This is a genomic window from Kaistella sp. CFF1-2, assembly GCF_059509915.1.
In genome coordinates this window covers 600,895-626,484 of record NZ_JCAKLF010000002.1, presented here as the reverse complement: position 1 = coordinate 626,484, position 25,590 = coordinate 600,895, and the positions used below count along the sequence as shown (strand labels likewise).

Annotated in this window: 24 protein-coding genes; 10 read left to right on the top strand and 14 right to left on the bottom strand. The window is 35.8% G+C overall.

Translation table 11 applies throughout. From position 1 onward, the window contains the following. Position 1: 1 nt before the first annotated feature. Both AC5XHR_RS08025 and AC5XHR_RS08020 read right to left on the bottom strand, forming a co-directional pair. Positions 2 to 370 carry a BlaI/MecI/CopY family transcriptional regulator gene (locus AC5XHR_RS08025; protein ID WP_495950257.1) on the bottom strand — a complete coding sequence of 123 codons (369 nt, stop codon included), beginning with the start codon at positions 368 to 370 and terminating at the stop codon, positions 2 to 4. A 114-nt stretch (positions 371 to 484) separates the two neighbouring features. Then, positions 485 to 1,978 (bottom strand): GFO_1087 family putative carboxy terminal peptidase, encoded by a 1,494-nt coding sequence (locus AC5XHR_RS08020; RefSeq protein ID WP_495950256.1) that lies wholly within the window; start codon positions 1,976 to 1,978, stop codon positions 485 to 487. A gap of 82 nt (positions 1,979 to 2,060) precedes the next feature. Here AC5XHR_RS08020 and AC5XHR_RS08015 point away from each other — a divergent pair, with 82 nt between their 5' ends. Together AC5XHR_RS08015 and AC5XHR_RS08010 are read left to right on the top strand one after the other, a co-directional pair. Further along, on the top strand, positions 2,061 to 2,393 hold the full coding sequence (locus AC5XHR_RS08015; RefSeq protein ID WP_495950255.1) for a hypothetical protein: 333 nt from the start codon (positions 2,061 to 2,063) through the stop codon (positions 2,391 to 2,393). 1 nt (position 2,394) lies between these two features. Continuing rightward, positions 2,395 to 3,621 (top strand): PQQ-dependent sugar dehydrogenase, encoded by a 1,227-nt coding sequence (locus tag AC5XHR_RS08010; protein WP_495950254.1) that lies wholly within the window; start codon positions 2,395 to 2,397, stop codon positions 3,619 to 3,621. A gap of 17 nt (positions 3,622 to 3,638) precedes the next feature. On the opposite strand, the gene tsaB is transcribed toward AC5XHR_RS08010, so the two are convergent. The 3 genes from tsaB to AC5XHR_RS07995 form a co-directional block, all read right to left on the bottom strand. After that, entirely contained in the window at positions 3,639 to 4,325 is a 687-nt protein-coding gene (gene tsaB, locus AC5XHR_RS08005; protein WP_495950253.1) for a tRNA (adenosine(37)-N6)-threonylcarbamoyltransferase complex dimerization subunit type 1 TsaB, read from the bottom strand. Next, positions 4,322 to 5,098: an SDR family NAD(P)-dependent oxidoreductase gene (locus AC5XHR_RS08000; protein WP_495950252.1), complete on the bottom strand. Its 777-nt coding sequence runs from the start codon at positions 5,096 to 5,098 to the stop codon at positions 4,322 to 4,324. Before AC5XHR_RS08000 ends, tsaB begins: the two co-directional genes overlap by 4 nt. A gap of 75 nt (positions 5,099 to 5,173) precedes the next feature. Then, entirely contained in the window at positions 5,174 to 7,300 is a 2,127-nt protein-coding gene (locus tag AC5XHR_RS07995; RefSeq protein WP_495950251.1) for a carboxy terminal-processing peptidase, read from the bottom strand. Positions 7,301 to 7,430: 130 nt separating this feature from the next. Between AC5XHR_RS07995 and surE the strand changes: the two genes are divergently transcribed. Beyond that, positions 7,431 to 8,198: a 5'/3'-nucleotidase SurE gene (gene surE / locus AC5XHR_RS07990; protein ID WP_495950250.1), complete on the top strand. Its 768-nt coding sequence runs from the start codon at positions 7,431 to 7,433 to the stop codon at positions 8,196 to 8,198. A 98-nt stretch (positions 8,199 to 8,296) separates the two neighbouring features. Continuing rightward, the gene (locus AC5XHR_RS07985) at positions 8,297 to 9,337 is read left to right on the top strand and encodes a GMP reductase (RefSeq protein ID WP_495950249.1); all 1,041 of its coding nucleotides are present in this window, start codon (positions 8,297 to 8,299) and stop codon (positions 9,335 to 9,337) included. A gap of 15 nt (positions 9,338 to 9,352) precedes the next feature. Here AC5XHR_RS07985 and AC5XHR_RS07980 read toward each other — a convergent pair whose 3' ends face one another. Genes AC5XHR_RS07980 through AC5XHR_RS07940 form a run of 9 tightly spaced genes read right to left on the bottom strand, consistent with a single transcriptional unit; the run spans position 9,353 to position 16,954 of the window. Further along, the gene (locus AC5XHR_RS07980) at positions 9,353 to 9,910 is read right to left on the bottom strand and encodes a 5'-methylthioadenosine/S-adenosylhomocysteine nucleosidase family protein (RefSeq protein WP_495950248.1); all 558 of its coding nucleotides are present in this window, start codon (positions 9,908 to 9,910) and stop codon (positions 9,353 to 9,355) included. Positions 9,911 to 9,929: 19 nt separating this feature from the next. After that, positions 9,930 to 11,333, bottom strand: coding sequence for a radical SAM protein (locus AC5XHR_RS07975; RefSeq protein WP_495950247.1), 1,404 nt, complete (start codon positions 11,331 to 11,333; stop codon positions 9,930 to 9,932). Positions 11,334 to 11,342: 9 nt separating this feature from the next. After that, entirely contained in the window at positions 11,343 to 11,588 is a 246-nt protein-coding gene (locus AC5XHR_RS07970) for a hypothetical protein (RefSeq protein ID WP_495950246.1), read from the bottom strand. Further along, a complete protein-coding gene (locus AC5XHR_RS07965) occupies positions 11,585 to 12,343 on the bottom strand; it encodes a prolipoprotein diacylglyceryl transferase (RefSeq protein ID WP_495950245.1) in 759 nt (252 codons plus the stop codon). The genes AC5XHR_RS07970 and AC5XHR_RS07965 overlap by 4 nt, the downstream gene beginning before the upstream one ends. Before the next feature lie 58 nt (positions 12,344 to 12,401). Continuing rightward, positions 12,402 to 13,145 carry a 3-oxoacyl-[acyl-carrier-protein] reductase gene (gene fabG / locus AC5XHR_RS07960; RefSeq protein WP_495950244.1) on the bottom strand — a complete coding sequence of 248 codons (744 nt, stop codon included), beginning with the start codon at positions 13,143 to 13,145 and terminating at the stop codon, positions 12,402 to 12,404. Positions 13,146 to 13,155: 10 nt separating this feature from the next. Continuing rightward, entirely contained in the window at positions 13,156 to 13,890 is a 735-nt protein-coding gene (rsmI, locus tag AC5XHR_RS07955) for a 16S rRNA (cytidine(1402)-2'-O)-methyltransferase (RefSeq protein ID WP_495950243.1), read from the bottom strand. Beyond that, positions 13,890 to 14,495 (bottom strand): LbetaH domain-containing protein, encoded by a 606-nt coding sequence (locus AC5XHR_RS07950; RefSeq protein WP_495950242.1) that lies wholly within the window; start codon positions 14,493 to 14,495, stop codon positions 13,890 to 13,892. The genes rsmI and AC5XHR_RS07950 overlap by 1 nt, the downstream gene beginning before the upstream one ends. Further along, complete coding sequence (locus AC5XHR_RS07945) at positions 14,495 to 15,871, bottom strand: UDP-N-acetylmuramate--L-alanine ligase (protein WP_495950241.1); 1,377 nt, start codon at positions 15,869 to 15,871, stop codon at positions 14,495 to 14,497. The genes AC5XHR_RS07950 and AC5XHR_RS07945 overlap by 1 nt, the downstream gene beginning before the upstream one ends. Positions 15,872 to 15,925: 54 nt before the next feature. Then, a complete protein-coding gene (locus AC5XHR_RS07940; protein ID WP_495950240.1) occupies positions 15,926 to 16,954 on the bottom strand; it encodes a DUF8457 domain-containing protein in 1,029 nt (342 codons plus the stop codon). A 123-nt stretch (positions 16,955 to 17,077) separates the two neighbouring features. Between AC5XHR_RS07940 and AC5XHR_RS07935 the strand changes: the two genes are divergently transcribed. From AC5XHR_RS07935 to AC5XHR_RS07910, 6 genes are all read left to right on the top strand, one after another. Continuing rightward, positions 17,078 to 17,668: a thymidine kinase gene (locus tag AC5XHR_RS07935; RefSeq protein WP_495950239.1), complete on the top strand. Its 591-nt coding sequence runs from the start codon at positions 17,078 to 17,080 to the stop codon at positions 17,666 to 17,668. A gap of 2 nt (positions 17,669 to 17,670) precedes the next feature. Next, positions 17,671 to 20,118 carry a bifunctional UDP-N-acetylmuramoyl-tripeptide:D-alanyl-D-alanine ligase/alanine racemase gene (locus tag AC5XHR_RS07930; protein WP_495950238.1) on the top strand — a complete coding sequence of 816 codons (2,448 nt, stop codon included), beginning with the start codon at positions 17,671 to 17,673 and terminating at the stop codon, positions 20,116 to 20,118. Further along, positions 20,119 to 22,284 carry a patatin-like phospholipase family protein gene (locus AC5XHR_RS07925; RefSeq protein WP_495950237.1) on the top strand — a complete coding sequence of 722 codons (2,166 nt, stop codon included), beginning with the start codon at positions 20,119 to 20,121 and terminating at the stop codon, positions 22,282 to 22,284. A 1-nt stretch (position 22,285) separates the two neighbouring features. Continuing rightward, positions 22,286 to 22,699, top strand: coding sequence for an rRNA maturation RNase YbeY (gene ybeY / locus AC5XHR_RS07920; RefSeq protein WP_495950236.1), 414 nt, complete (start codon positions 22,286 to 22,288; stop codon positions 22,697 to 22,699). A gap of 72 nt (positions 22,700 to 22,771) precedes the next feature. Further along, positions 22,772 to 24,634, top strand: a complete 1,863-nt coding sequence (gene mnmG / locus AC5XHR_RS07915) for a tRNA uridine-5-carboxymethylaminomethyl(34) synthesis enzyme MnmG (protein ID WP_495950235.1) — start codon at positions 22,772 to 22,774, stop codon at positions 24,632 to 24,634. A 71-nt stretch (positions 24,635 to 24,705) separates the two neighbouring features. Further along, entirely contained in the window at positions 24,706 to 25,524 is an 819-nt protein-coding gene (locus AC5XHR_RS07910) for a class I SAM-dependent methyltransferase (RefSeq protein WP_495950234.1), read from the top strand. Positions 25,525 to 25,590: the final 66 nt, after the last annotated feature.

Genomic DNA, 25,590 nt, shown 5'->3' with positions numbered 1-25,590 from the left:
TTTAGTCTTCTATTTGTTGATCGATAATTTCACGTAGCTCTTTCAATTGCTTTTGGGAAAGCTGGGAATTCGATGTAAAAAACGAAGCAAATTTCGTTACCGAATTATCAAAAAAGCGGTCAATCATGGACGTCATTTCGTTTCCGAAATACGTTTCCTTTTGGATTATCGGATAATATTCTCTACTGTTTCCAAATGTTTTATAGCCAATCAAATTTTTGTTTTGCATTCGCTTAAGTAGCGTTGCAATGGTTGTGGTTGCCGGTTTCGGCTCGGGATATTCTTCGAGAAGGTCTTTCATAAAAGCCTTGTTTTTCATCCAAAGAATTTCCATCACATCTTTTTCTGCTTCTGTTAGTTTTTGTTCCATCTCTACAAACAATTATCTTGCTCTACAAATATAGAACAAAAATTAAAACGTGCAACTTTTTTCAAAAAAAAATTCGCAACATGTGCGAATTTATATGGATTTAGTTTATTTAACTTACTTCATTTCAGAAGGTTGAACATACATTTCGGTTCCGAATTTCTTCATTGTTTTGGTTGAATTTAGGAATGCTCTAGATCGATCAAAATCAACTCTTGAAGCTTGTTTCGCGACAACTTTACCCAAAATTAACTCCAACGCTTTGTTTAAACCTGGATCACTTGCATTACCAAATTCCTTTAATTTTCCGAAATAAGCAAACGGATTAATCGCATAATTAGGAACAATTCCTTTTACTGGATGCGGATCGTTTTTCCCATTAAAATACGAGAATGTAATTGGTTGCATTGCATAATTATGAGACTTATTACGCTCTTCATAGGATAGATAATCTTTGCTTGGCGAATCAAATAGCGTGATAGAACCAACAAATTTTCCATACGTTTCGCCACCAATCGTTACGACATCAATGTATGGTTTAAGTCCATCAATAGTCAACTCACTCGCAGACGCTGTTCCTGACGAAGTTAAAACATAAACTTTTTTCATCTGTAAGCTATTAATCGCCTCCTCTCCTGCTGGTTGATTATTTCCATTTACATAATTGAACAAAGGAACTTTATCTGAAAGTTTATCCGTTTCGTTGTATTGACTATGTTTATCGTTGAATTTTAAACTTACGAAAGGGCTACCTGTAAATTGGCCTGTAATCATTTGTCCCAACGCAACCGCAGAACTTACGGAACCTCCTCCATTATAGCGCAAATCTAAGATAAGCTCGGTTGCACCACCTGCTTTCAACTTGGCAAAAGCGGCGTTCAGCTCATCATTATAATTCGATTGGAAACCATTGTAAACCAAGTATCCAATTTTCTTATTGTCATAATTCAATACCTGCGCAAAGGCAACCGGATTTTCTTCTAAAACGACCGCCGAAATATTCACTGTTTTAGGTGTTCCAGAGGTCACCACTCCCGATGCTGTAACTTCCGTTTTTTCAGCAATTTCTACAGAATATTGGTCTTTTAGTAAATTGGTGTAATTATTAACCGTTAAAGCCGCACCGTTCACGGCTGTTAAAACATCCCCTCTTTTAATTCCCGCTTTTTCTGCTGGTGAGTTCGGCATAACGTAATTTACGATACCAACAACATTGGTGTTTCCTGCATCTTTCAAATATAAATTGAAGTCGTAACCTGCGCTTTTAGAAACTCCACTAAAACCACTCAACAATTCGTTTACATCTTCAACAATCCATGAAAAACGATCTGTATTTGGGTAATCATTTAACAAAGAATAAAACAAATCACTTGGCTTTTTACCATTTAGAAAATTCACATAATCCGAATTTGAACTAAAAGCTTTATCACCCAGCTTCGGAACACTGGATTGCCAAAAATACCAAGAATTAAGACCTTTCCAAACGAAATCTTGCACCTTTACATCTGATACATTTGGATTCACCGGTCCATCTGGATCATCATTATTCGAACAAGAAAGTGTTAATAGAGCTCCTAAAGCCAAAGCCCCTATTTTTTGATAATGTTTCATATATTTGGTTTATTATAAATTCAAAAGTATGAATTTCAATAAAATCTGCACTCTATTTACTTTAATTTTTTTATTCAAGTTATTGAGTTCTTGCACGAATGCTAATTTACCTGCAGATCTACCGAACGTATATAACGCAGAATATACGCCTTATGATATACGAGGTGAACGAGGATATGAGATTTATTTTGAACTCGACCCATCCGAATACGAACCAGTTTGGGTAACGTATAATAAAGTAAAATCGCCTATTCTAATAGAAAATAAAGTAGATAATTTATATCAAGTCAATATCATTGCACAATCCATGATTATCAATGAACAACGACCACTTGCATCGAAAGAAGTAAATGGCATCACCTTCAAAAAAGGAAATAATATCTACCATTTACCCGTTAATTTTAAAAAGAAATAATATGAAATTGAAGTCAAAATCTCTAGGAATTGCGTTACTAAGCTTTGCGTGTACCATTTCTTGTCAACAAAATACAGCCAGTCAGGAAGGTGAAAAGCCCAACCAAAATCCATCGGTAGAAACCAATAAACCGAACACCAATTACAAACCTGCATTTGAAGGTCAAACAAGAATTGGAGCTGTAAAAACAACCACTCCTTTTGAATTTAGTGTGATAACGGAAAACCTTGGAAAACCATGGGGGATTATCAATTTACCGGACGGTCGTTTTCTAATTACAGAGAAGTCAGGATTTATGAATTTAGTTTCAGCGGATGGTAAGAAAACATCTAAAATAACTGGACTTCCGCAAGTAGATGCTTCTGGGCAAGGAGGTTTGCTTGATGTTGCGCTGGATTCTGATTTCCAAACCAATCGTGTTATCTTTTGGTCCTATTCGGAGCCATTTGGAAAAGGAAATTTAACATCAGTTGCTAAAGGAAAACTTTCACAAGACGAAACGAAAATTGAAAATCCACAAGTTATTTTCCGAGCAACTCCCGATTATAAAGGAACCTTGCACTATGGAAGCCGACTTGCATTTGATAAAGACGGAAATCTTTTCGTGAGCACGGGAGAGCGTTCTGATAAAGAAACACGTGTTTATGCCATAAAACCGGACAATTATTTAGGGAAAATCATTAAAATTACCAAAGACGGAAAACCCGCACCAGGAAATCCATTTATTGGAAAAGAAGGCTACAAACCCGAAATATACACCTATGGACATCGAAACCCGCAAGGTCTGGCATTGGATGAAAAAGGCCAACTTTGGGAAACCGAATTTGGACCTCGTGGCGGTGACGAAATCAACCTCATCCAAGCTGGAAAAAATTACGGTTGGGGTGACGTAACCTATGGACTGGAATATTCTGGCGATCAAATTAGTGGAGGAACGACTCAAAAAGAAGGAACAGAACAACCTGTTTATTATTGGGATCCGTCTATTTCTCCAAGTGGAATCACCTTCTACACCGGAACTATTGACGAATGGAAAAACAATTTGTTTATTGGAAACCTCAGCGGACAACATATCGCGAGAATCGTTATTAAAAACAACAAAGTTGTAGGCGAAGAACGTTTACTTGAAAAAGAAAATCAACGTTTCCGAGATGTTCTTAATGGAAACGATGGTAATTTGTATGCCATCACGGACAGCGGAAAACTCTATAAGATTTCTAAAAAATAGAAAAAAGCTGAGAATTCTCAGCTTTTTTTTGTCTTATCCGCTAATTTCACCCCTTGAAATTCTTTCAAATAAAAAGGTTCAAAATACGCTATATCTTCGGTTTGATTGTTTTCTAAACGTTCGTTTCCTTCTCGAATCAAGAATTTTGCACTTGGATAAACATCGGCTTTGAATGTTGCATTTGGAAGTTTTAAAACCTCTTGTGCTTTCACACAACCGTCACCAACAAACAAAACGTTCTTATCTGAAAATTCAGCAAAACTGGTTTCATCCAAAATCAAATTGGTCGTTTCTTGAAGCTCTTCCCCTGAAGTTCCGTCGCTAACCAACGTATAGACTTCCATTCGACGTGCATCAACGAGCGGAATAATTACATCATATCCTTGTTTAAGAAACGGTTCTACCATAGAATGCATGGAATTAACCGCCACTAACGGAATTTGTAAAGCAAACGCAAAACCTTTCGCTGCAGAAGCGCCAATTCGAAGTCCGGTATACGATCCTGGTCCTTTTCCTAAATTCACAGCGTGAATGTCTTGCAAGGTAATTTCAGCGCCTTCCAGAGCCCACTCTACAAACGTATGTAGGTTTTCAGATTGTTTAAAACTATCCGAAACTTCTTCACACACACATAAAATCGTTTCGACATCGGAAATAGCAACCGAACAGTTTTTGGAAGAGGTTTCTAAATGAAGTATTTTCATGAGTTTAACTTTCTATAAATGGTTCTTGCTTCGCTTTGCGCTTGCGGATAAATGGTCATTTCGGCAATGGAAACATGTTTTGGAGCATTCACAATATAAGAAATTGCATCGGCAATATCTTCCGCTTTTAAAGCTTCATAACCAGCGTAAACCGCGTCCGAACGATCTTGATCGCCTTTAAAACGAACCATCGAAAAATCCGTAGCTACCGCTCCAGGTTGAATATTCGAAACTTTAATTCCGAATTCGGTAAGCTCCAAGCGCATGCCTTCTGAAATGGCATCAACCGCTTTTTTCGAAGCACAATACACAACGCCGTTTGCATAAGTTTGCCGTGCAGCAACCGAAGAAATATTCACAATATGACCGCTTCCGCGTTGCTTCATCTGTGGAAGTACGTTTTTAGAAACGTATAAAAGTCCTTTTACATTGCCATCCATCATCGCGTCCCAATCGGCAACATCGCCGTCACTTAACGTTGCTAATCCATGTGCGTTTCCGGCATTATTAATCAAAATATCAATATTCGAAAATGAACCGGGAAGAGATGCAAAAGCTTCATTCACTTTCTGCTGATCTCGAACATCAAAAACCAACGTATGCACTTCTGTTTGATTTTTTAATTCCTCTTTCAATGCTTCTAAAGCATCGTTACGCCTTCCACAAAGAATCAAACGATAATTTTGTTTTGCAAATAATTCGGCACTTGCTTTTCCAATTCCTGAGGTTGCCCCCGTAATTAAAATGGTTTTTTGATTTTCTGATATCGCCATAATTCGTTTCGATTAGGAAGCATCAAAATTACGGAACAAAAAAAAAATAAACCCGGTTTCCCAGGTTTATTTCTATTATTTCTTCGTCATATCTCCCATCACGTTTACCGCTTCTTGAAGATAGACATCTCGTTCTAAGTTTTTCTTCCAATTTTCAGTTTTCTTACGGAAAACTTCATCGGTTTTTTCTCGCTGAACTTCGTCCGGATGAACGGAGAACATCAAGCCGTTATTGAATTTCTCCAACGTTCTGAATTTCTCAATCTGCGCTTTTCTCTTTTTCATCAACTCGTTGAATTTATTTTGATTCAACGTAATGGTTTCTTCTTTATCTAAAGCTTCTTTCCATTGTGCCGATTCAATTAAAAGCTGATAGTTTTTATTTTGAGCCATTCTCGATTCGCTGTTTTTCATCAACGACGGGATGTTTAATGAATTCATTTTCGTGAAACTCGTCGCTGGAATTTTATCCCAAGCCAAAGCATAATCGTCATAACGCTCCCCAATTTCAGCATAGCTAAACAAATCTTTCAACTGAATATCCGAAGCTACCCCTTTTCTCTGAGTCGATTCACCAGTTACTCGATAATACTTTTGAATAGTTAATTTCAAAGATCCGAAATCATCATTTGAGTTTAAGAAACGATTCAAATCAACAAACGATTGTACCGTTCCTTTTCCAAAAGATTGAGGCGAACCAAAGATGACTGCACGACCGTAATCTTGCATTTGACCCGTTAAAATCTCAGAAGCCGAAGCAGACAATTCATTTTGCATAATCAAAAGTGGACCCGTCCAAACTGGAGCATTTCCTTTATTTTTCAGCGTTTGAATTTTCCCTTGTCCATCTTTTACTTGAACGTAAGCACCTTCATTCATAAACAAGCCCATGATATCACCAACCTCGGTTAATGAACCTCCACCGTTGCTTCTCAAGTCTAAAATTACCCCATCAATATTATTTGCTTTCAAGCGCTGAAGTTCTTTCTTCACATCATCAGAGGCGTTTCTTCCTTTCTCATCTTCAAAATCAGCATTGAAACTTGGTAAGAAAATAAATCCGTATTTCTTTCCGTCTTTTGCATTAACAATAATACTTCTAGCAAACGTATCTTCGATAGAAACTTCTTCACGAACCAAGGTTACTTCACGAATTGATTTATCTTTTTTCTCAACAGTTAAAGTTACTTTCGTTCCTAATTCACCACGAATCAAACGTACCGCTTCATCTACCAACATTCCTGAAACGTTTACGGGTTCAGCATTCGGTTTCGAGCGAACTTTTAAAATCTTATCGCCTTCGGTAAGTTGTTTTGATTTCCACGCAGGAGCACCAATTGTTAACGCACCTAAGAATAAGTTTCCTTTCTTTTCTTGAATAACAGCACCGATACCAATGACTTTTCCTTTGAATTGAACATCAAAATCTTCTTTATTGGTTGGTGAAAAATAGTTGGTATGCGGATCGAAAACTTCTGTGTACGAATTCATATACACCGTAAACCAATCCATTTTCTTTCTCTTTTTGAAACGTGTAAAGTATTCAGAAACATAATCTTTCACTTCATCCGTTGCTTTTTTCAACTTTTGCTCTTCTGTGAATTTTTCCACCTTAATCGTGTCTTTCAACTTATGAGCAATAACCGAATCTTTCTTTTTTTGCTGAGATTCTTGTCTTGCATTGATGGTCTCAATTTCTTGAAGAATATTGTATTTGATGAATTTCTTCCATTCTGCATACAACTCTTTATCGTTTGCTGGAGTTGCTTTTTTCTTAGGTTCCAAAGAAAGCACATCGTCCTCTTTCAAGTCAATCGGTTTGGTAAAAATGTCTTGCGTCATTTTATCAATTTGATCTATTCGCTGATACAAACGATCCACAGTCACTTTATAAAAAGTAAGCTCTCCAACTTTAAAATAATCGTCTAATTTGGTTTTATGCTTGGCAAACTCATCCATATCCGCCTTCATGAAAATCCTCTTTCCAGGATCTACCATTTCAAAATATTTATCGTACACCTGCTGCGAATACGCGTCATTTATCGGTTTCGGGTTATAATGCAAATATTGAAGCGTGTTTTTTACACTCTTCATAATTGTCATCATTTTTTCATCGTCATTTTGTGGCGAATTAAAACAAAAAACAAGCGTAGTTAGCGGGAATAATAATAGGAGTTTATTGAACTTAAAATTTTTAAACATACGTTACATTTATGCTATAAGTTATCAAAAATAGGGTTTCGTTACGAAAAGTAACAAATAATCAAAATTAATACCTTATTCCTATTAACCAATTTTTTTTTTTGATAATTTTGAAAAAAAAGTAAAGTTTATGCAAAAACCATTAATACTGGTTACGAATGATGATGGAATCACAGCGCCGGGGATTCGTAACTTGGTAGAATTTATGAATGAAATTGGAGAGGTTGTCGTTGTTGCGCCCAACTCACCTCAAAGTGGAAAAGGTCATGCAATCACCATTAATTCTACACTTACCTATGAAGAAATCAGCTTAGATGGTCCACAAACAGACTATTCGTTAAGCGGAACTCCTGTAGATTGTGTGAAATTTGCACTGGATAAAGTCCTAACTCGAAAACCAGATATTGTGGTGTCGGGAATCAATCACGGAGCCAATTCTTCGATCAATGTTATTTATTCTGGAACCATGTCTGCTGCTGTAGAAGCCGGTGTTGAAGGTTTACAAGCCATTGGTTTTTCGTTGTTGGATTTTTCATGGGATGCCGATTTTTCCCAAGCGAAAGAATATATTCAAGCCATCGTTAAAAAAGTTTTAGACAATCCTCTTCCGAAAGGAGTTGTATTGAATGTGAATATTCCAAAACTTAAAAAAGACGAAATCAAAGGAATCAAAGTTTGCAAACAAGCAAATGCGAAATGGGAAGAAAGTTTTGATGAGCGCATTAATCCGCACGGAAAAAAATACTATTGGTTAACAGGATATTTCAACAACATGGATCACTCTGAGAACGCTGACGAAACGGCTCTTTCAGAAGGATATATTTCCATTGTTCCGGTTAAATTTGATTTAACAGCGCACGAATACATTCAAGAATTATCAGATATTATGAAATTCTAAATCAAAAATTAAAAGAGCGAAAATTTCGCTCTTTTTTTATTTCATAATCTCCAAAAGACCAAATCTTTTTTCTAATTTTAATTAATATTTCTTCCCTTATGAGAATAGAATACGATATTAAATTAGGATTTAAAGATGTGATGTTTCGTCCAAAACGATCTACATTGCAATCCCGTTCTCAGGTTCAATTGGAACGTGAATTTTTTTTCAAAAATTCAAAAAAGACCTGGAAAGGCGTTCCCATTATTGCTGCCAATATGGACACTGTTGGAACGTTTGAAATGGCAGTTTCTCTTGGAAAACAACAAATTATTACCGCGATCCATAAACATTATAGTCTTGGCGAATGGAATCAGTTTTTGGAAGGAAAACCCGATTCTTTTTACGAGTATATTGCCCTAAGCACAGGAACAGGAAATGCAGATGCAGAAAAAATTGCAATGTTACTTCAACGACATCCGAAAATTCAGTTTTTATGCATCGATGTTGCGAATGGTTATTCCGAGCATTTTGTTGATTTTGTTCAGAAAGCGAGACAACAATATCCTGATAAAACCATTATCGCAGGAAACGTCGTAACGGGGGAAATGGTAGAAGAACTTCTGCTTGCCGGCGCCGATATTATCAAAGTGGGTATTGGTCCTGGTTCTGTTTGTACGACTCGTGTAAAAACGGGTGTTGGCTATCCTCAACTTTCTGCGATTATTGAATGTGCAGACGCAGCTCACGGACTTGGCGGGCATATTATTGGCGATGGCGGTTGCAAAGTTCCAGGTGATGTCGCTAAAGCATTTGGTGGCGGTGCTGATTTTGTTATGTTAGGCGGAATGCTTGCTGGACACGACGAAAGCGGTGGTGAATTAATTGAAGAAAACGGAAAAAAGCTTAAACTTTTCTACGGAATGAGTTCAAAAATGGCGATGGATAAACATTCTGGTGGTGTTGCAGAATACCGTGCTTCCGAAGGAAAAACGGTAAAAGTTCCATACAAAGGTAAAATCGAAGAAACCATCAAAGATATTCTCGGTGGCGTACGATCTACATGTACCTATGTTGGAGCTTCTCAACTCAAGGAATTAACGAAGCGTACGACATTTATACGCGTGCAAGAACAAGAAAATCAAATCTTTAACCAGTAATCGGTTTCAAAAAATTTAAATTGCTTCTAAGGCATTTCGTAATGCAATGGAGGCTTTTTTTATTTCTAAATTCCAATCGTCAACGGCATTTCCATCTGCTCCATCCGAAATATATTTCAAACATAAAAACGGAATGTTTTCTATGAGAGCGACTTTAGCCAAAGCATACGCTTCCATTTCAATCACTTGATATTCCGAGTTGGTGTGCTCCATTTCGAATTGATCTCCACTTCCGCATGTTCCTTGGGGAAGGTTTTCAACTTCAATTCCGTTATTTAAAACTATTGGAATTGACTCGAAAGGCGTTTGAAATTTCTCAAAACCCAAAGCTGAAACTTCCATATCTCGTTGGATAAAATTGGTGCAACAAACCACGGTTCCACGATTGAAAGTAGTACTTCCAGCCGTTCCCAAATTAATAATCATTTCAGGTTGAAATTGCGCAATTCCCTTCATTAACGCATGTGTAGCATTCACTTTTCCAACACCTGTAAAAATACAATTGTAGTCTTGGAACGCATCTGCAGCTTCCTCCTTCATGGCAAAAGCCAATAAAACGTTTTTCCTATCCATTAGAATTTATCTATACTATTTAAAATAACACTTTATCATCTTTTCGTAACTCCTCTAAATATTTCATTTTATCGTCTCGATAAAACAAATTCATGGTTTCAAAAGGAATCATTTTAAGATCTTTATTGATGATATGAACACATGATTTTTTTACCGCACGAACATCAAAATCATGAGCATCCATAAAATTCATGATGATGATTCTGAAAAGATTATCGTAATCTAAATTGGGGGCCGAAACATCTGGTAAACAACACAATAATTGATTAACCTTTGGTTTTACTTTATCGACCGAAATTCCAGTGCTAAAAATATCCAAAAGCTGCATTTGCAATCCCGTATCTTGTTCGTAAACAATTGTGTTTTTTGATTGATTGTTCAACAAATCTGCTGGATTGATGTATCGAGTTAGCGGAATAATTTCGCCTTCCAATTTTAAAATATAGCCCATCGCCAAAGCATCGGGATTGCATGGAACCGGAATTAAATCTTCTGAAGTTAAAAACGGAGATTGCTTCAAAATTTCGGTTCGAACTTCTGTTAACGTCATTTTTTCAGAAGCCGAATCTTCGCGGTTTCGACCCGCAATTTCCACCGGTTGAAACGTAATTCCGCGAACGCATTTTTGCTTCAATGCAAAATCGATAATCTTTCCTATTTCCTGATCATTTTTTCCTTTTTGAAGAACCACAACCAACGTTGTCGAAAGATTGAGCGCATTTAGTTTTTCTAAAGCTTTCATGCGAACATCCTTTAAATCCTTTCCTCTAAAATCTTTTAGAACCTCAGGATCAAATGAATCAAATTGAAGATAAATTTCGAATTCTGGAGCGTAGGTTGCCAACTTTTCTGCAAAACCGGGATCATTTGCAATTCGAATTCCGTTGGTGTTCAACATCAAATGCTTGATCGGTTTTGTCTTAGCAATATCCATAATTTTAAAAAACTCGGGATGAATTGTTGGTTCGCCACCGCTAATTTGCACGACATCGGGTTCGCCTTCATTCCGAACAATCGTATCGAACATGGCTTCAATTTCTTCCAACGTACGATGGCTTCCATAATGCGGCGACGACATGGCGTAACACGTTGGGCAAGTTAGGTTACAACGATCGGTAACTTCCACAATGGACAAGCAGCTATGTTGCTCATGATCAACACATAAGCCACAATCATAAGGACAACCATACTCCACATCTGTCCCAAAATGAACGGGCGTTTCTGAGGCTTTATTATAGTTTCTTATATTTTTATAATAATCAACATCCGTAGCGATTTTGGTTCTAAAAAAACCATGATCTGGACAGCGTTTGTGCATAAAAACTTCATTATCTTGGATGACAATTTTGGCTCCAACACGTTTTAAACATTCCGGACACAAACTAATGGTATAATCGTAATACGTATAATCTCGAACTGGCATAATTCTATTTTATAATCCACAAACAAAACCACTTATCAAGCCACAAATTGCTAGACAAAGCAAAACAACACGCCAAAAATTTCCACGAGACATTTTTCGATCACCTTTAGATTCGTAAATAAATTTTAAAATTGCTGCGACGATCAATGAAATAACAATAGAAGCAATAATCATCATTGAAACAATTGCGACCACAATTCCAGTAAAATCACCTCCTTCTAACAGGATCACTAATGGTAAAGAATGTACTATCATGCTCGTTTTTTTATAAATGGTTTAGCAGAATTCACTTTATAAATGTAGTAAAATATCATCAACATACAGGTGATTTGTATCGCACCCAAACTCAAGAAAATCTCGTTTCTAGGTTTAAGAAAGTCTAACAAAAACCGAAAACTAAAGTAACTCAACATAAAAAGTTGAAACAAAAAGCCGGAAGGATAAGCCCATTTTTTCTTAAACCTATTCAACTCAATCCAAAGTAAAATGAGAAATCCAATTTCGTATAAAGCAACGGGATGTCTATGTAAACCATCTCCCAAATCCATCCCTAGGAAAAAGGTTGTTGGAATACCGTAGGTTTGTTCATAAATCCCCGTAAAAAAGCAACCAATTCGGCCTACAATCATAGCAAGAATTAGAGGAAAAACCATGATGTCTCCCGTACTTTCTTTGTGACCGACCACCTTCTTAGCCAATTCAACTCCGAGTAAACCAAATGCTAATCCTCCAACAATCGTATTATTTGTCCAGAATTGTTGAAAAGTGAGATTTCCAGAAAAAAGTAAAGCTGGATTCTCTAGATTTCCAATTATTTTTGAACCAATCAAAGCTCCCAATGTCGCTCCCAACAAAACAGCAAGTGACGTTTTTAAATCGTTCTTGGATTTTGATTTCCTTTTCAAGAAATAGTAATAGCGCATCCCAAGAAAAATCCCCAAAGTTTCTGTAATGGGATGAAGCAAAATATCTTTTCCGAAAAGATGCAACGTCACTGGGAAATCTACCATAGGATGAAGATAAAAAAAGCAGCCCGAAAGCTGCTATAGTATTTATAAAAAATGTTGATTACGTCAACATTCCTCCGTCAACATTGATTACTTGACCTGTAATGTATTCCGACATGTCGCTTCCTAAAAACACACATGCGTTTGCAACATCTTCTGGTTGACCACCACGCTTTAATGGAATTGCTTCTCTCCAACCTTTTACGGTATTTTCATCCAAAACAGCAGTCATTTCCGTTTCGATAAATCCTGGTGCAATCACGTTACAACGTATATTACGAGAACCTAATTCCAAAGCAATTGATTTAGAAAATCCAATAACGCCCGCTTTTGAAGCTGCGTAATTTGCTTGACCAGCATTTCCTTTCACCCCAACAACAGAACTCATATTGATGATAGAACCTGCTTTTGCTTTCATCATTGGTTTAATCACCGCTTTTGTCAAGTTGAAAACCGAATCCAAATTCACTTTAATAATTGTATCCCAATCTTCTTTCGACATCCGAAGCATCAAATTATCTTTCGTGATTCCTGCATTGTTGATCAAAATATCAATTTGACCGAATTCTGCCATTACATCATCCACCAATTTTTGCGCAGCTTCAAAATCCGATGCATCCGATTGATACGATTTTGCGGTTGTTATCTTAGAAAGTTCTTCTTCCAAAGCTTTTGCTTTATCAACAGAACCTGCATACGTAAACGCTACTTTTGCTCCCTCTTTAGCAAAAACCTCTGCTATTCCTTTTCCGATTCCACGTGTAGCTCCCGTAATAAGTGCTACTTTTCCATCTAGTAATCCCATATGATTTAGTTTAATTTTCTATGTTTTTATATTTGTTTTTGAAAGTTTTTTTCTCCGTTTCTTCTTCAGAACCACCGACATTATTGATGATTAAAACAATTTCTCCTTTTAAAGTTTTACTTTTGGAAAAGTCAATTAACTCATTGATTGTCCCACGTTTCGTTTCTTCAAACTTTTTTGAAATCTCGCGGCTCAAACTCACTTTAGTTTCTTCCCCAAAAAACTCTTTGATTTGTTCTAAAGTCGTATTAATCTTATGCGGACTTTCGTACAAAATAATCGTTTTTTTCTCTTCAGCGAGTTGTTTCAATTTGGTTTGACGACCTTTTTTCTGAGGTAAAAAACCAGCAAAATAAAAATCGTGATTCGGTAACCCCGAAACCACCAAAGCGGGAACAAATGCCGTCGCTCCTGGAAGACAAATCATTTCCAAATCTTCGTCTGCTCCAGCTTTTGCAAGTAAATAACCTGGATCTGAAATCCCTGGAGTGCCTGCATCCGTGATAATCGCAACACTTAGTCCGTTCTTCAAATCCTTAATCACATTTTCGGTCGCCTGATGCTCATTATGAAGATGATACGACCGAAGCGGTTTTGAAATTTCAAAATGCTTCAACAAAATTCCTGAAGTTCGTGTGTCTTCACACAAAATATAATCTACTTCCTTCAGAACTTTAATCGCTCTGAAAGTCATGTCTTCTAAATTTCCGACCGGTGTCGGTACAAAATACAATATCCCTGACATTAATTGGGTATTTGTTCTACTAATTCTAAACGTTTTACAATGGATTTCTTTTCTAAAATGCTTCCTGGCGAAAGTACGGCATTGGCGCCAATTTTAGAAAAATCACCAACTAAAGCACCAAATTTATCAATTTCCGTTGAAATGACTTGATCGAAAACTTTCACCCAAATATTCTTTTCATCTCGATCATTATGATGATTCGCAATTAAAGATCCTGCTTCAAAATTGACGTTATTTCCAACGATGCTGTCTCCAATATAGTTGAAATGGGCAATTTGAGCATTTTCAAACAAAAAAGCGGTTTTTAACTCACTTCCGGGTCCAATTTTGCAATTTTTGCTTAAAAAAACACCATTTCTGAAATAATTACCCGAAGCTACAAAACAGTTTTCTTCGATGATAATTGGTCCTTTCAAAACCACATTGTCTTCAACAACAGCTGATTTATGAATCGCTATTTGATTTTGAATGACATACTCGGAAGTCTTCAATGTTTTTTGTTTTTCCAAAATCCATGCTTCCAAATTTCGGGTAACGTCCCAAGGATTCGGGTTTTCTGTAAAAACTGACGAATACGACGCTATAAATTGACTCCAATCAGCCATTAAAGTTCTTGATATACTTTTTTAGAAAAATCTTCTAAACTAGGATCGCGAGCTCCCATCAACAGAAGAACATCGCCTTCTTGTAAATGGTTTTTCAAATGCTCAACCAAATCATCTCGATTTTCAATAAACTTGGCTTGACTTCCTTTCGCCTTTAAATCTTCAATTAAATCATTCGCCGAAATATCTTTCACCGCCGTTCCTCCAGCATAGAAAATTTCACTCATCCAAATTTCATCTTGTGGACGAAGCGCATCTGAAATTTCTTGAACAAAATCATTGCGCAAAAAACGAGTTGGCTTGTATCCATGCGGCTGAAACCATGCAATTAAACGCTTCGCAATTGGCTGACAAGCACGAATACTTGCAGCGCATTTTGCAGGATTGTGCGCATAATCATCAATCACCCAAACGTCATTTTTCTCGCCTAAAATCTGATGTCTTCGGTAAATTCCTTCATACGAGCTCAAACTTTTTGCACACGTTTCAAGTGAAACTCCAATTTGATTGGCTACAGCAACTGCTGCTGCTGCGTTTTCTGCACTATGTTGTCCCAAAGCGTTCATTTGAAACGCTTGTTCTTTTATCTTAAATTCTAAAGAAAATCCATTTTGATGAAAATCCATTACATTAAATCCGGCCTCCGAATTGTTGAAACCAAAATCCTGATCTGCGTTTTCAGACAAGGTTTTCGCTAATGCATTGGATTGATTTACAACAAATAAGCCTTTAGAATTTAATTTAAAAATTCCAAATAAATCCATCAATTCCTCAATTTCTTGATGATCTTTATCTACATTCAACAACAATCCAATTTCGGGATGGTATTGCACGACTGAACCATCGCTTTCATCGGCTTCAATAATCAACCAATCGCCTTTTCCAACGGCTGCATTTCCAATTTTTCCGTTCTTAATAATGCTCGTTAAACCAGCGCCAGAAATAATACTTGGTTCTAGTTTCGCATCCAAAAGAATCTGATACAACATTGCCGAAGTCGTGCTTTTCCCCGAAGTTCCAGCCACCGCAATGGTTTTCTTACTTTTCGCAATTAAAGCTAAAAGTTCACTTCGTTTGATAATCGGAATGTTGAGTTCTTTTGCTTTTTGAACTTCATATACGGTGTCTTCAATCGCTGTAGACACAACGATTAAATCCGTTTCTGGAGTAATTCCAGAGCCGTCTTGAAGAAAACATTGGATGCCTTCGGATTCCAATTGTTCTTTGGTTTTGTTGTATTCAACAGGATGAAAATAGCGGTCGCTTCCCGAAACTTCCTTTCCAATTCCCTGTAAATATTGGGCAATTGCACTCATTCCCGAGCCTGCAACGCCTATAAAAAAAACACGATTAAAATCGTTAATATTCTCAATCATAAGTAAATACAAAAATAAAAAGCATTTGAAAAAAATATCAAACGCTCTTCAGTTTTAATGAAATTTATTTTCCACCAACGTCCAAAGTCGTTGGGCAACATCGTCCGCTTTCTTCCAATTACGAGCGTAATATAAGTCTGAAAGATATTCTTTGGCTTCGTCTAATGTCTTGCAATCGTTTAAATTTCTGATAGCGTCATTCAATTCTGATTGACTTCCATCAAACAAAACTTTTGAAAAAGCGATTTTGTCATTTAAATCCAAACGAAATTCTTGACGAGGTTTGGCGGCTTCCATAAAATCCGTTGAAACATTCGATTTTAAAATACTTCCTGACTCAGCCTCGTGTTTTTTCTCTTCTTCGATCATTTCCTCCAACGGATCGTCATCAAAAAGAGACTGAACCGCCTTCATACCTTTGATATTCGATAATTTGAATTTCTTTTCTTGAGTTTCAGGAGATTCTACATCTTTGTCTTCTTCCTTACTTTTCTCAACTTCGACAATTTCCTGAGGTTCTTCTTTTAAAAGTTCCGAAACAGGTTCTTGAATTTCAACTTCTTCCTCTTCAACACTATTTTCTTCAACATGAAGATCGTCACTTTTCTCTAAAACTTCATCAATCTCTTGACGGAATCCTTCTTCTTGTTCAACAACATGTTCAGCATAGACCTCTTCCTCAGCTTCTTTTTTTTCAGCTTCGTTAACGATACGCATCGGAATTTCCTTTTCCTCAATAGCTTCAACAACTTCCTTTTCCTCGATTGCATAATCTTCAACCAATTCAAATTCTTCGACCAATTCTTCCGAATTTTCTTGATTCAAATTTTCATTAGGATCAATTTCATTCAGTTCATTGTTGAAAATAACCTCTTCTTCGATTTCTTCTTCGAAAATATTTTCAGGTTTTTCATCTATAAATTCTTCCTTTTCTAGTAAAGAACTTGGGGTATCTACAGCAACTGGAGCCGTAAAGCTGCTTTTGTTTTTATCTAAATATTTCAGGACATTCATCCTGTCATTCAGTTCGGTAATCAAATCGTGTTTTCTCAATAACTCGTCATGCGAGCTAATTTTAGACACGGTATCCAGAATATTTTTACACTCAAAAAAAAGTTTGTCCTGTAAATCCTGTATCGTTTGCATAAAAATTGATGATTAAAATTGCGTAATTTTGGAAACTAAATCTTACGGCTAAATTAACAAATGTTTTTAGAAAATACAATTAATCATTCCAAGCAAAGTGGATGGATGGAAGTAATTTGTGGATCGATGTTTTCCGGGAAAACCGAAGAACTCATTCGCCGATTGCGCCGCGCAGAAATGGCAGGACAACATGTGGAGATTTTTAAGCCCAAGGTAGATACCCGATATTCGGACGAAGAAGTGGTTTCCCACAACCAAAATAAAATACGCAGTACGGCCGTTGAAAGTCCCAGTGAGATTGTTCTTTTAGGATCAAATTGTGATGTTGTTGCGATTGATGAAGCGCAGTTTTTCGACGATAGTATTGTTGAAATTGCAAATCAACTAGCGAATTCGGGAGTTAGAGTCATCGTCGCTGGGCTCGATATGGATTTCTTGGGTCGTCCCTTTGGACCAATGCCAGCCTTGATGGCCACTGCCGAATATGTGACCAAAGTACACGCTATTTGCAAACGAACCGGAAATCTTGCAAACTATTCCATGAGAACTTCCGCGAATCAAGATCTTGTACAACTTGGAGAAACCGAAAGTTACGAAGCCGTAAGCCGTAGAGTCTTTGTAGACGAAGTTATCAATAAAAACCTTGAATAATAATGAATTACACCACTAAGCAAATCTCCGAAATTACTCAATCTCAACTAATTGGGAATCCAGATTTGCTGGTAAAAAACATCGCTTTTGACAGTAGAAATATCTACTCTACCCAAAACACAGCATTCCTTGCACTTACTACCGAAAAGAATTCGGGACAAAAATATATTGCATCTGCAGTTGAAAAAGGAATCGAAATTATTATTACAGAAAGGCCGCCCACAATCGAAGATCACATAACGTATATCGTAACAGAAAACGGTCTCAATTTTATCCAAAAATTAGCAAAATACCACTTCAATCAATTTTCTGACTTGCAAACCATTGGAATTACCGGAAGTAACGGAAAAACAGTGGTTAAAGAATGGTTATATCAAAGTTTGAATGAAGATTTTTCTGTTGTGAAAAGTCCGAAAAGCTTCAACTCTCAATTAGGTTTACCGCTATCATTGCTTCAGATAACAGAAAAAAATGAAATCGGAATCTTCGAGGTTGGAATTTCGAAACCCAATGAAATGCAGAAATTAGAATCCATTTTCTCACCGAAAATTGGAATTCTTACACATATTGGAACCGCTCATTTGTCCAATTTTGAAAATGAAAATCAACTATTAGATGAAAAACTTAAACTTTTTGAAAACACCGATTTACTTTTCTACAATGGCGATCTTCAACTCGTTCGAGACAAAATACAAGAAAAGTATTCCGATAGAAAAACAATTTCTTACGGTTTAAAAAAGGAAAATGATGTTCACATTGTAAACGACTGGAAGGACCGAAAACAAAATATTCAAGTTCAATACTTTGAAGAAATACTAGAATTTCCAGTTCAACAAAGAGATGAAGCAACTTTAACTAATGCATTGTCTATAATTTGTTTACTCAAATATTTTAATTTTAGTAATGAGAAAATTATTCAGAAAATAAACCAACTGAAATCCGTAGAAATGCGTTTGGAAAGTGTGGTTGGTTTGCGGAATAATTTAATCATCAACGATTCATTCAATTTGGATTTTGATTCGTTGGTAATTGCATATCAATTCATCAAAGAATACACAAAAAAGGAAAAGGTTCTTATCTTAACCGATTTTGTTGATCAAAGGCAAAGGGAGGAGCTTTACAAAGAAGTTGCAGCGTTAACAAACGAACAAGGTTTCACCAAAGTTTTACTTATTGGAGACGAAATTATTGAATTTGAAAGTCTTTTCAATGCTGAAACCTACACTTTTAATACAACAAATCAATTACTTGATAGTCAAATAATTCAATCCATTTCAGATTCTTTGATTTTACTGAAAGGCGCACGAAAATTTGAAATTGATAAAGTAAAACTTTCTTTAGAATTACAAAAGCACGACACGGTTTTAGAAATCAATTTAAATTCGATCCTGCATAATATCAATGTTCATAAATCTTTGCTGAAACCAGAAACTAAAATGATGGCTATGGTAAAAGCATTTTCGTATGGATTAGGTGGTTATGAAATTGCCGAATTTTTGCAACACCATCATATTGATTATCTTACCGTTGCCTACGCTGATGAAGGCGTTGATTTAAGAAAAAATGGGATAACAACACCGATTATGGTGATGAATCCTGAACAACACAGTTACTCCACTATTATCGATTTTAATTTGGAACCGGAAATTTACAGTTTCCGAGTTTTAGATTTGTTTGTGGAACAACTTCGACAAAAAGGAATTACAGATCGATATCCTATTCATATCAAGTTAGAAACAGGAATGCATCGTCTTGGTTTTAAAGACTTTGAATTGGATGAACTCATTGAAAAATTGAATATGTATCCCGTAAAAGTTGTTTCAATATTTTCGCATTTGTCAACGGCGGATGTTCCTGAAGAAACAACATACGCGATGCACCAAATAACCACTTTTGATAAAAACTCAACAAAGTTGATTGAAGGTTTAGGTTACAAACCTTTGAGACATATTCTAAATTCTCCTGGAATTGCTAATTTTACTGAACATCAATTCGATATGGTACGAATTGGAATCGGAATGGTTGGAATTTCCCAAAATGCCGAAGTTCAGAAAAAGTTGCAAAGTGCGGTTAGCTTTAAAACCGTAGTTTCTCAGATTTCGGAAGTTCATGCAGGCGAATCTGTTGGATACAGCAGAAAATATAAGCCCGATCATACGACTAGAATTGCGACGATTCCCGTGGGTTACGCAGATGGAATTCCAAGAATGATTGGTAACGGAGTTGGAAAAGTGAGCATTAAAGATCAGCTTGTTCCTATTGTAGGAAACGTTTGTATGGATATGTTGATGTTAAATATCGAGGATTTACCAATTAAAGAAGGTGACGAAGTCATTTTGTTCAACTCTAATCCTTCATTACAAGATTTTGCAAATTATTGTCAAACAATTCCGTACGAAGTTTTAACTTCGATATCGCGACGCGTTAAACGAATTTATATAAAAAACTAGATGAAAAAGCACCTCACCCTCCTATTTGTGTTCATCATTTTGGGCTTATTTAAAGCTCAGGTAAAGGAAAATTTAGTTATTCCGCCCAATCCAAAAATAGGATTATCGCTTGCAGGTGGAGGTGCGAAAGGATTTGCCCATGTTGGCGTCCTTAAAATATTGGATTCTCTTGGTGTTAAAGTAGATTACATCTCGGGAACAAGTATGGGAGCCATTATTGGTGGTTTGTATGCATCGGGTTACACTGGAAAAGATATTGAAGAAATTATCCTAAATACGGACTTTTACACCTTGATTGCGAATGAAAAATCAAGACAGGAATCCCCATTTTTTAATAAAAGTAACGACAAATATCTACTTACGGTTCCTGTTACCAATGGCAAATTAAATGTCGTTCCTAAAGCGATATCTACGGGTCAACAGAACATTTACATGTTAAAGGATTTGTTTAACAATGTTTCTTCAGTAACTGATTTCTCAAAGCTTCCGATACCATTCATGTGTGTTGCAACCAATTTGGAAAGCGGAAAAATGGAAATTTTTGAAAAAGGAGATTTAGTAAGTTCCATTATGGCGAGCTCCGCATTTCCTTCATTAATGGATCCAGTGAAAATTGGAGATAGCTTGTATATTGACGGAGCGATGACAGTTAATTATCCCTCAAAACCTTTAAAAGATAAGGGAATTGATATTGTTATTGGGGTTGATTTAAGCCAACCTTTAGCAAAAAGAAGTGATTTAAACTCAGCAATCGCTATTTTAAATCAAGTCATTGATTTCGGGATTAAAAAAGAAACTCAAAATCAATATAACTATACGGATGTGAATATTCATCCGGATTTAGAAGGTTTTTCGGCAACTAGCTATGGCGACAAAGCCAAGATTCTAGAACAAGGTTACACCGAAGCGCAAAAATACACCTCCATTCTTAGCCAATTACCAAAACGTGAACATCAACTTTTACGAGCTCCGTTGAACCCTATTTACTCTAATGTGTACAAAATTGATAGTTTAGAATTGGTTAACCATCAAATCTTTAACAAAGATTATGTGATGGGAAAGATGAATATGAAAATTCCGTCGATGCAAACCTATGGTAGCATTAATAAGATGATTGATAAATTGTATGCAACTAATAATTACACGCTAATTAATTACGATATCGTTCAGCGAAATAATCAAAATATATTGAAAGTTGATGTTACTGAAGACGAAACTCGGTATTTTCTGAAATTCGGATTGCATTACGATGATATTTTTAAAACAGGATTGCTCCTTAATGCAACGATGAAACGTTTGTTATTTAAAAATTCAACACTTTCATTGGATATAATTGTTGGAGATCAACCACGATATTACTTTAATTACTTCGTTGACAATGGTTATATTCCTGGTTTTGGGATCTATTCTTCAGGAATGAACTTGGATTTACGCGACTCTAAAGGAAATAATGTAGAAAAGTACATTTGGTTTCGTAATGAAGCTTTTTTACAGTCTATTTGGATGGATAAATTTGCTATTGGAGCTGGTATTAGCCACGATTATTTCGAATCTAAAATAGGTTCTGGTCGCTACGAAAATGCTCAAAATTATTTTAATCCATATGTGTTCATTAAAAGTGATACTCGGGATGATAAAGATTTTGCAACCAAAGGCTTTTATTTGGATGCTAGCGGAAAATTAATCACGACACTAGATGCTGACGATACAGAAAAAAAGGTTTTACAAGTAAAATCTAATTTGCAATTCAATATCAAAGCGGCAAAATGGCTTACGTATCGAATGTCCTTTTTTAGTGGTTTGACTTTAGCTGATGATATTTCGCAATACTATCAGTTCCGACCAGGAGGCATATTTGGTCAGAATTTAGGAAATTTCACATCCCTTCCTGGACATCATTTTGGTGAAAGTGCACACAATAATTTACTCGTTTTGCGAAACGATTTACAATTTAAAATAAAGAAAAATCTATTTGTTACTGGGCATTTCAATATGGTTAATTCTTTTGAAGATATTACATTCAAAAATTTTCTAGATATCAAGGAAACTACGGCAGGTTTAAATGTGGGTTACAAATCTCCGTTTGGCCAAATAAAATTGGATGTAAGTCGATCATTAGAACGAGGCAAAGGAATATTTACCGTAATACTTGGACATTGGTTTTAATATGATAAACTATTTTTTTGAAAACATGGAAGCAATTACCCTTCCTACTAATACCTCCTCTTGGATAGAAAATTTGATTCTAGAAGAAGGAAAAAAGTTGGGCGAAATAACCTATGTATTTTGTGATGATGTCTATTTATTAAAGGTAAATCAAGATTATTTACAGCATGATTATTATACAGATATTATCACTTTTGATTATGTAAAGGGCAAAACAATAAGCGGTGATATTTTTGTATCTTTGCAGCGGATTTCAGACAATGCTTCTACCCTATCCAATTCTTTTGAAAAAGAACTTCAAAGAGTAATTGCCCACGGCGTCTTGCATCTTTGCGGTTACAAAGACAAAACGGAGGAGGAAGAAAAATTAATGAGATCCAAAGAAGATTATTATCTCTCCAAATATAAAGAGTAAGTAAATTTTTAAAATGTTTCACGTGAAACATTTTTTAGTTTTAGTTCCTTTTTATTTAAAATTTTAGAAAAAATGATTTCAGAAATATACGATGTAATCGTTGTTGGCGGTGGTCATGCAGGTTGTGAAGCTGCAGCCGCTGCAGCCAATTTAGGTTCGAAAACCTTATTGGTAACAATGAATATGCAAACAATCGGACAAATGAGTTGTAATCCAGCAATGGGTGGAATTGCAAAAGGACAAATTGTTCGGGAAATAGACGCCATGGGAGGTTATTCAGGAATAATTTCCGATAAATCTGCAATTCAATTCAAAATGCTAAATCGTTCTAAAGGTCCTGCAATGTGGTCTCCAAGAACACAAAACGACCGCATGCTTTTTGCAGAAGAATGGAGATTAGCATTAGAAAATACGCCAAATCTAGATTTCTTTCAGGACATGGTAAAAAGCCTACTTATTGAAGGAAATAAAGTAACCGGTGTTGTTACTTCATTAGGAATTGAGATCAAAGGAAAAGCTGTTGTATTAACCAATGGAACCTTCTTAAATGGCTTAATTCACGTTGGTGATAAACAATTAGGTGGTGGTAGAATGGGCGAACCTCGAGCTTTCGGAATTACAGAACAATTGGTTTCTTTAGGATTTGATGCGGGAAGAATGAAGACCGGAACACCACCAAGAATTGACGGTAGAAGTCTTGATTACTCCAAAATGGAAGAGCAGCCGGGTGATGAAAATCCACAAAAATTCAGTTATTTAGATACACCCAAACTTACAGAACAAAGAAGTTGTCACATCACCTATACCAACGAAACGGTTCATGATATTTTACGTTCAGGATTCGATAGAAGTCCGATGTTTAATGGAACTATCCAAAGTTTAGGTCCACGTTATTGTCCAAGTATTGAAGATAAAATCAATCGTTTTGCAGAGCGTAATCGCCATCAATTATTTGTGGAACCAGAAGGTTGGAAAACTATCGAAATCTATGTCAATGGTTTCAGCTCTTCCCTACCTGAAGATATTCAAGTTAAAGCCATGAAACATATTCCTGGATTTGAAAATGTAAAAGTTTTCCGTCCTGGTTATGCGATTGAATATGACTATTTTCCACCAACTCAATTAAAGCATACTTTAGAAACAAAAATTATAAACAACCTTTACTTTGCTGGACAAATTAATGGTACAACAGGATATGAAGAAGCAGCTGGGCAAGGATTAATTGCAGGTATTAATGCCCACAATAAAGTTCACGAAAAAGATGAATTCGTTTTAAGTCGAGATGAAGCTTATATTGGTGTTTTGGTGGATGATTTAATTACAAAAGGGACAGAAGAACCATATAGAATGTTTACTTCTCGTGCCGAGTATAGATTACTTTTAAGACAGGATAATGCCGATATTCGTTTAACAGAAAAAGCATTCAATCTTGGTTTAGCAAAAGAAGAACGATTGAAAAAAGTTGAAGAAAAAATTGCTAAAAGTACCGAATTGGAAGAATTCTTAAGAGAACATTCTTTGAAGCCCGGCATCATTAATCCTATTCTTGAACAGAACGAAAGTTCACCTGTTGACCAAGCCTATAGAGGTTCTCAAATTCTAACAAGACCTAATATTAATTTAGAGAAATTAAGTGCTATCGAAGCAATCGGAACTAAAGTGAATGAATACAATCATGAAGTTCAAGAGCAAGCAGAAATCAACATTAAGTACAAAGGTTATATCGATAAAGAACGTGATAATGTAGCTAAGTTAAGTCGAATGGAAAACATCAAAATTCCGCAAGATTTTGATTATACAAAAGTATCTTCCCTATCAACTGAAGCCAAACAAAAACTAAATTTAGTTCGTCCTTCGACTATTGCGCAAGCATCTAGAATAAGTGGAGTTTCTCCTGCCGATATCAATGTTTTATTGATATTCTTAGGAAGATAATTCATAAATGTTTCACGTGAAACATTTATGAATTCAAGGAGAAAAAAAGTATTTAAAGTCAAGAAAATAACATGAAAATTCAAGATCATTTCTTAACCAAAGAAACATTTGAAATTCGCGAAACCAATATCCCTGGAATTTTAAAAACAGATCCTCTTCCAGAAAATTTGGGTAAATATTATGAAAGTGATCAATACATTTCACATCATCAAGACCAAGGAAGTTTAAAAGAAAAATTGTATAAATTCTTACAAAAGTTTAATCTAAATTTTAAAAGAAATACAATTGCTTCTGAAATTGGAATCAATTTAAACTTGTTAGATTATGGTTGCGGAGCTGGTTCTTTTTTAGAATTTATGGAACCAGAATATAAAACTTTTGGTTTTGAATTGGATCAAGATGCTTTGAAAATTGCAAAGTCAAAAGCTAAAAATACCGCGTTTATTTCCAATCTTGATGAATTAGAAAACGAAAGTTTAGATGTCATTACGTTGTGGCATGTTCTAGAACATATTGAAAACCGAGATGAAATGATCCAAAAGTTTCATTCGAAATTAAAGAAAAATGGACTGCTTATTATTGCCGTTCCGAATCATACTTCATACGATGCAAAAAAATATAAGAACTTTTGGGCAGCTTATGATGTACCAAGACACATCTGGCATTTCTCAAAAACGGGAATGGAAAATTATTTTTCGAATGAAAATTGGAATTTGAAAAAAATCAAACCGCTCCTACTCGATTCATTTTATATTTCTATGTTGAGTGAAAAATATAAAAAATCACCACTTTTTTGGGTTAAAGGTTTCTTTTTCGGCGGGATTTCTAATTTTAAAGGGTTAAAATCAGGCGAATTTTCCAGTTTGATATATTTAGTCGAAAAGAAATAGAAAATCGAAATTTAAGCTATTTCTGAAGGTCAATTTTGAGCCTTTTTCAGTAAAAAATAAAAAATC

Bases quoted from the DNA above. Each gene is read 5' to 3' on its own strand.
- AC5XHR_RS07965 (WP_495950245.1), bottom strand. From the start codon at position 12,343: ATGGTAGATTTCCCAGTGACGTTGCATCTTTTCGGAAAAGATATTTTG.
- AC5XHR_RS08000 (WP_495950252.1), bottom strand. From the start codon at position 5,098: ATGGCGATATCAGAAAATCAAAAAACCATTTTAATTACGGGGGCAACC.
- AC5XHR_RS08025 (WP_495950257.1), bottom strand. From the start codon at position 370: ATGGAACAAAAACTAACAGAAGCAGAAAAAGATGTGATGGAAATTCTT.
- mnmG (WP_495950235.1), top strand. From the start codon at position 22,772: ATGATTTCAGAAATATACGATGTAATCGTTGTTGGCGGTGGTCATGCA.
- AC5XHR_RS07935 (WP_495950239.1), top strand. From the start codon at position 17,078: ATGTTTTTAGAAAATACAATTAATCATTCCAAGCAAAGTGGATGGATG.
- ybeY (WP_495950236.1), top strand. From the start codon at position 22,286: ATGATAAACTATTTTTTTGAAAACATGGAAGCAATTACCCTTCCTACT.
- AC5XHR_RS08010 (WP_495950254.1), top strand. From the start codon at position 2,395: ATGAAATTGAAGTCAAAATCTCTAGGAATTGCGTTACTAAGCTTTGCG.
- AC5XHR_RS07930 (WP_495950238.1), top strand. From the start codon at position 17,671: ATGAATTACACCACTAAGCAAATCTCCGAAATTACTCAATCTCAACTA.
- AC5XHR_RS07970 (WP_495950246.1), bottom strand. From the start codon at position 11,588: ATGATAGTACATTCTTTACCATTAGTGATCCTGTTAGAAGGAGGTGAT.
- AC5XHR_RS07995 (WP_495950251.1), bottom strand. From the start codon at position 7,300: ATGTTTAAAAATTTTAAGTTCAATAAACTCCTATTATTATTCCCGCTA.
- tsaB (WP_495950253.1), bottom strand. From the start codon at position 4,325: ATGAAAATACTTCATTTAGAAACCTCTTCCAAAAACTGTTCGGTTGCT.
- fabG (WP_495950244.1), bottom strand. From the start codon at position 13,145: ATGGGATTACTAGATGGAAAAGTAGCACTTATTACGGGAGCTACACGT.
- rsmI (WP_495950243.1), bottom strand. From the start codon at position 13,890: ATGTCAGGGATATTGTATTTTGTACCGACACCGGTCGGAAATTTAGAA.
- AC5XHR_RS07950 (WP_495950242.1), bottom strand. From the start codon at position 14,495: ATGGCTGATTGGAGTCAATTTATAGCGTCGTATTCGTCAGTTTTTACA.
- AC5XHR_RS07980 (WP_495950248.1), bottom strand. From the start codon at position 9,910: ATGGATAGGAAAAACGTTTTATTGGCTTTTGCCATGAAGGAGGAAGCT.
- AC5XHR_RS07925 (WP_495950237.1), top strand. From the start codon at position 20,119: ATGAAAAAGCACCTCACCCTCCTATTTGTGTTCATCATTTTGGGCTTA.
- AC5XHR_RS08020 (WP_495950256.1), bottom strand. From the start codon at position 1,978: ATGAAACATTATCAAAAAATAGGGGCTTTGGCTTTAGGAGCTCTATTA.
- AC5XHR_RS07985 (WP_495950249.1), top strand. From the start codon at position 8,297: ATGAGAATAGAATACGATATTAAATTAGGATTTAAAGATGTGATGTTT.
- AC5XHR_RS07975 (WP_495950247.1), bottom strand. From the start codon at position 11,333: ATGCCAGTTCGAGATTATACGTATTACGATTATACCATTAGTTTGTGT.
- AC5XHR_RS07945 (WP_495950241.1), bottom strand. From the start codon at position 15,871: ATGATTGAGAATATTAACGATTTTAATCGTGTTTTTTTTATAGGCGTT.
- AC5XHR_RS07910 (WP_495950234.1), top strand. From the start codon at position 24,706: ATGAAAATTCAAGATCATTTCTTAACCAAAGAAACATTTGAAATTCGC.
- surE (WP_495950250.1), top strand. From the start codon at position 7,431: ATGCAAAAACCATTAATACTGGTTACGAATGATGATGGAATCACAGCG.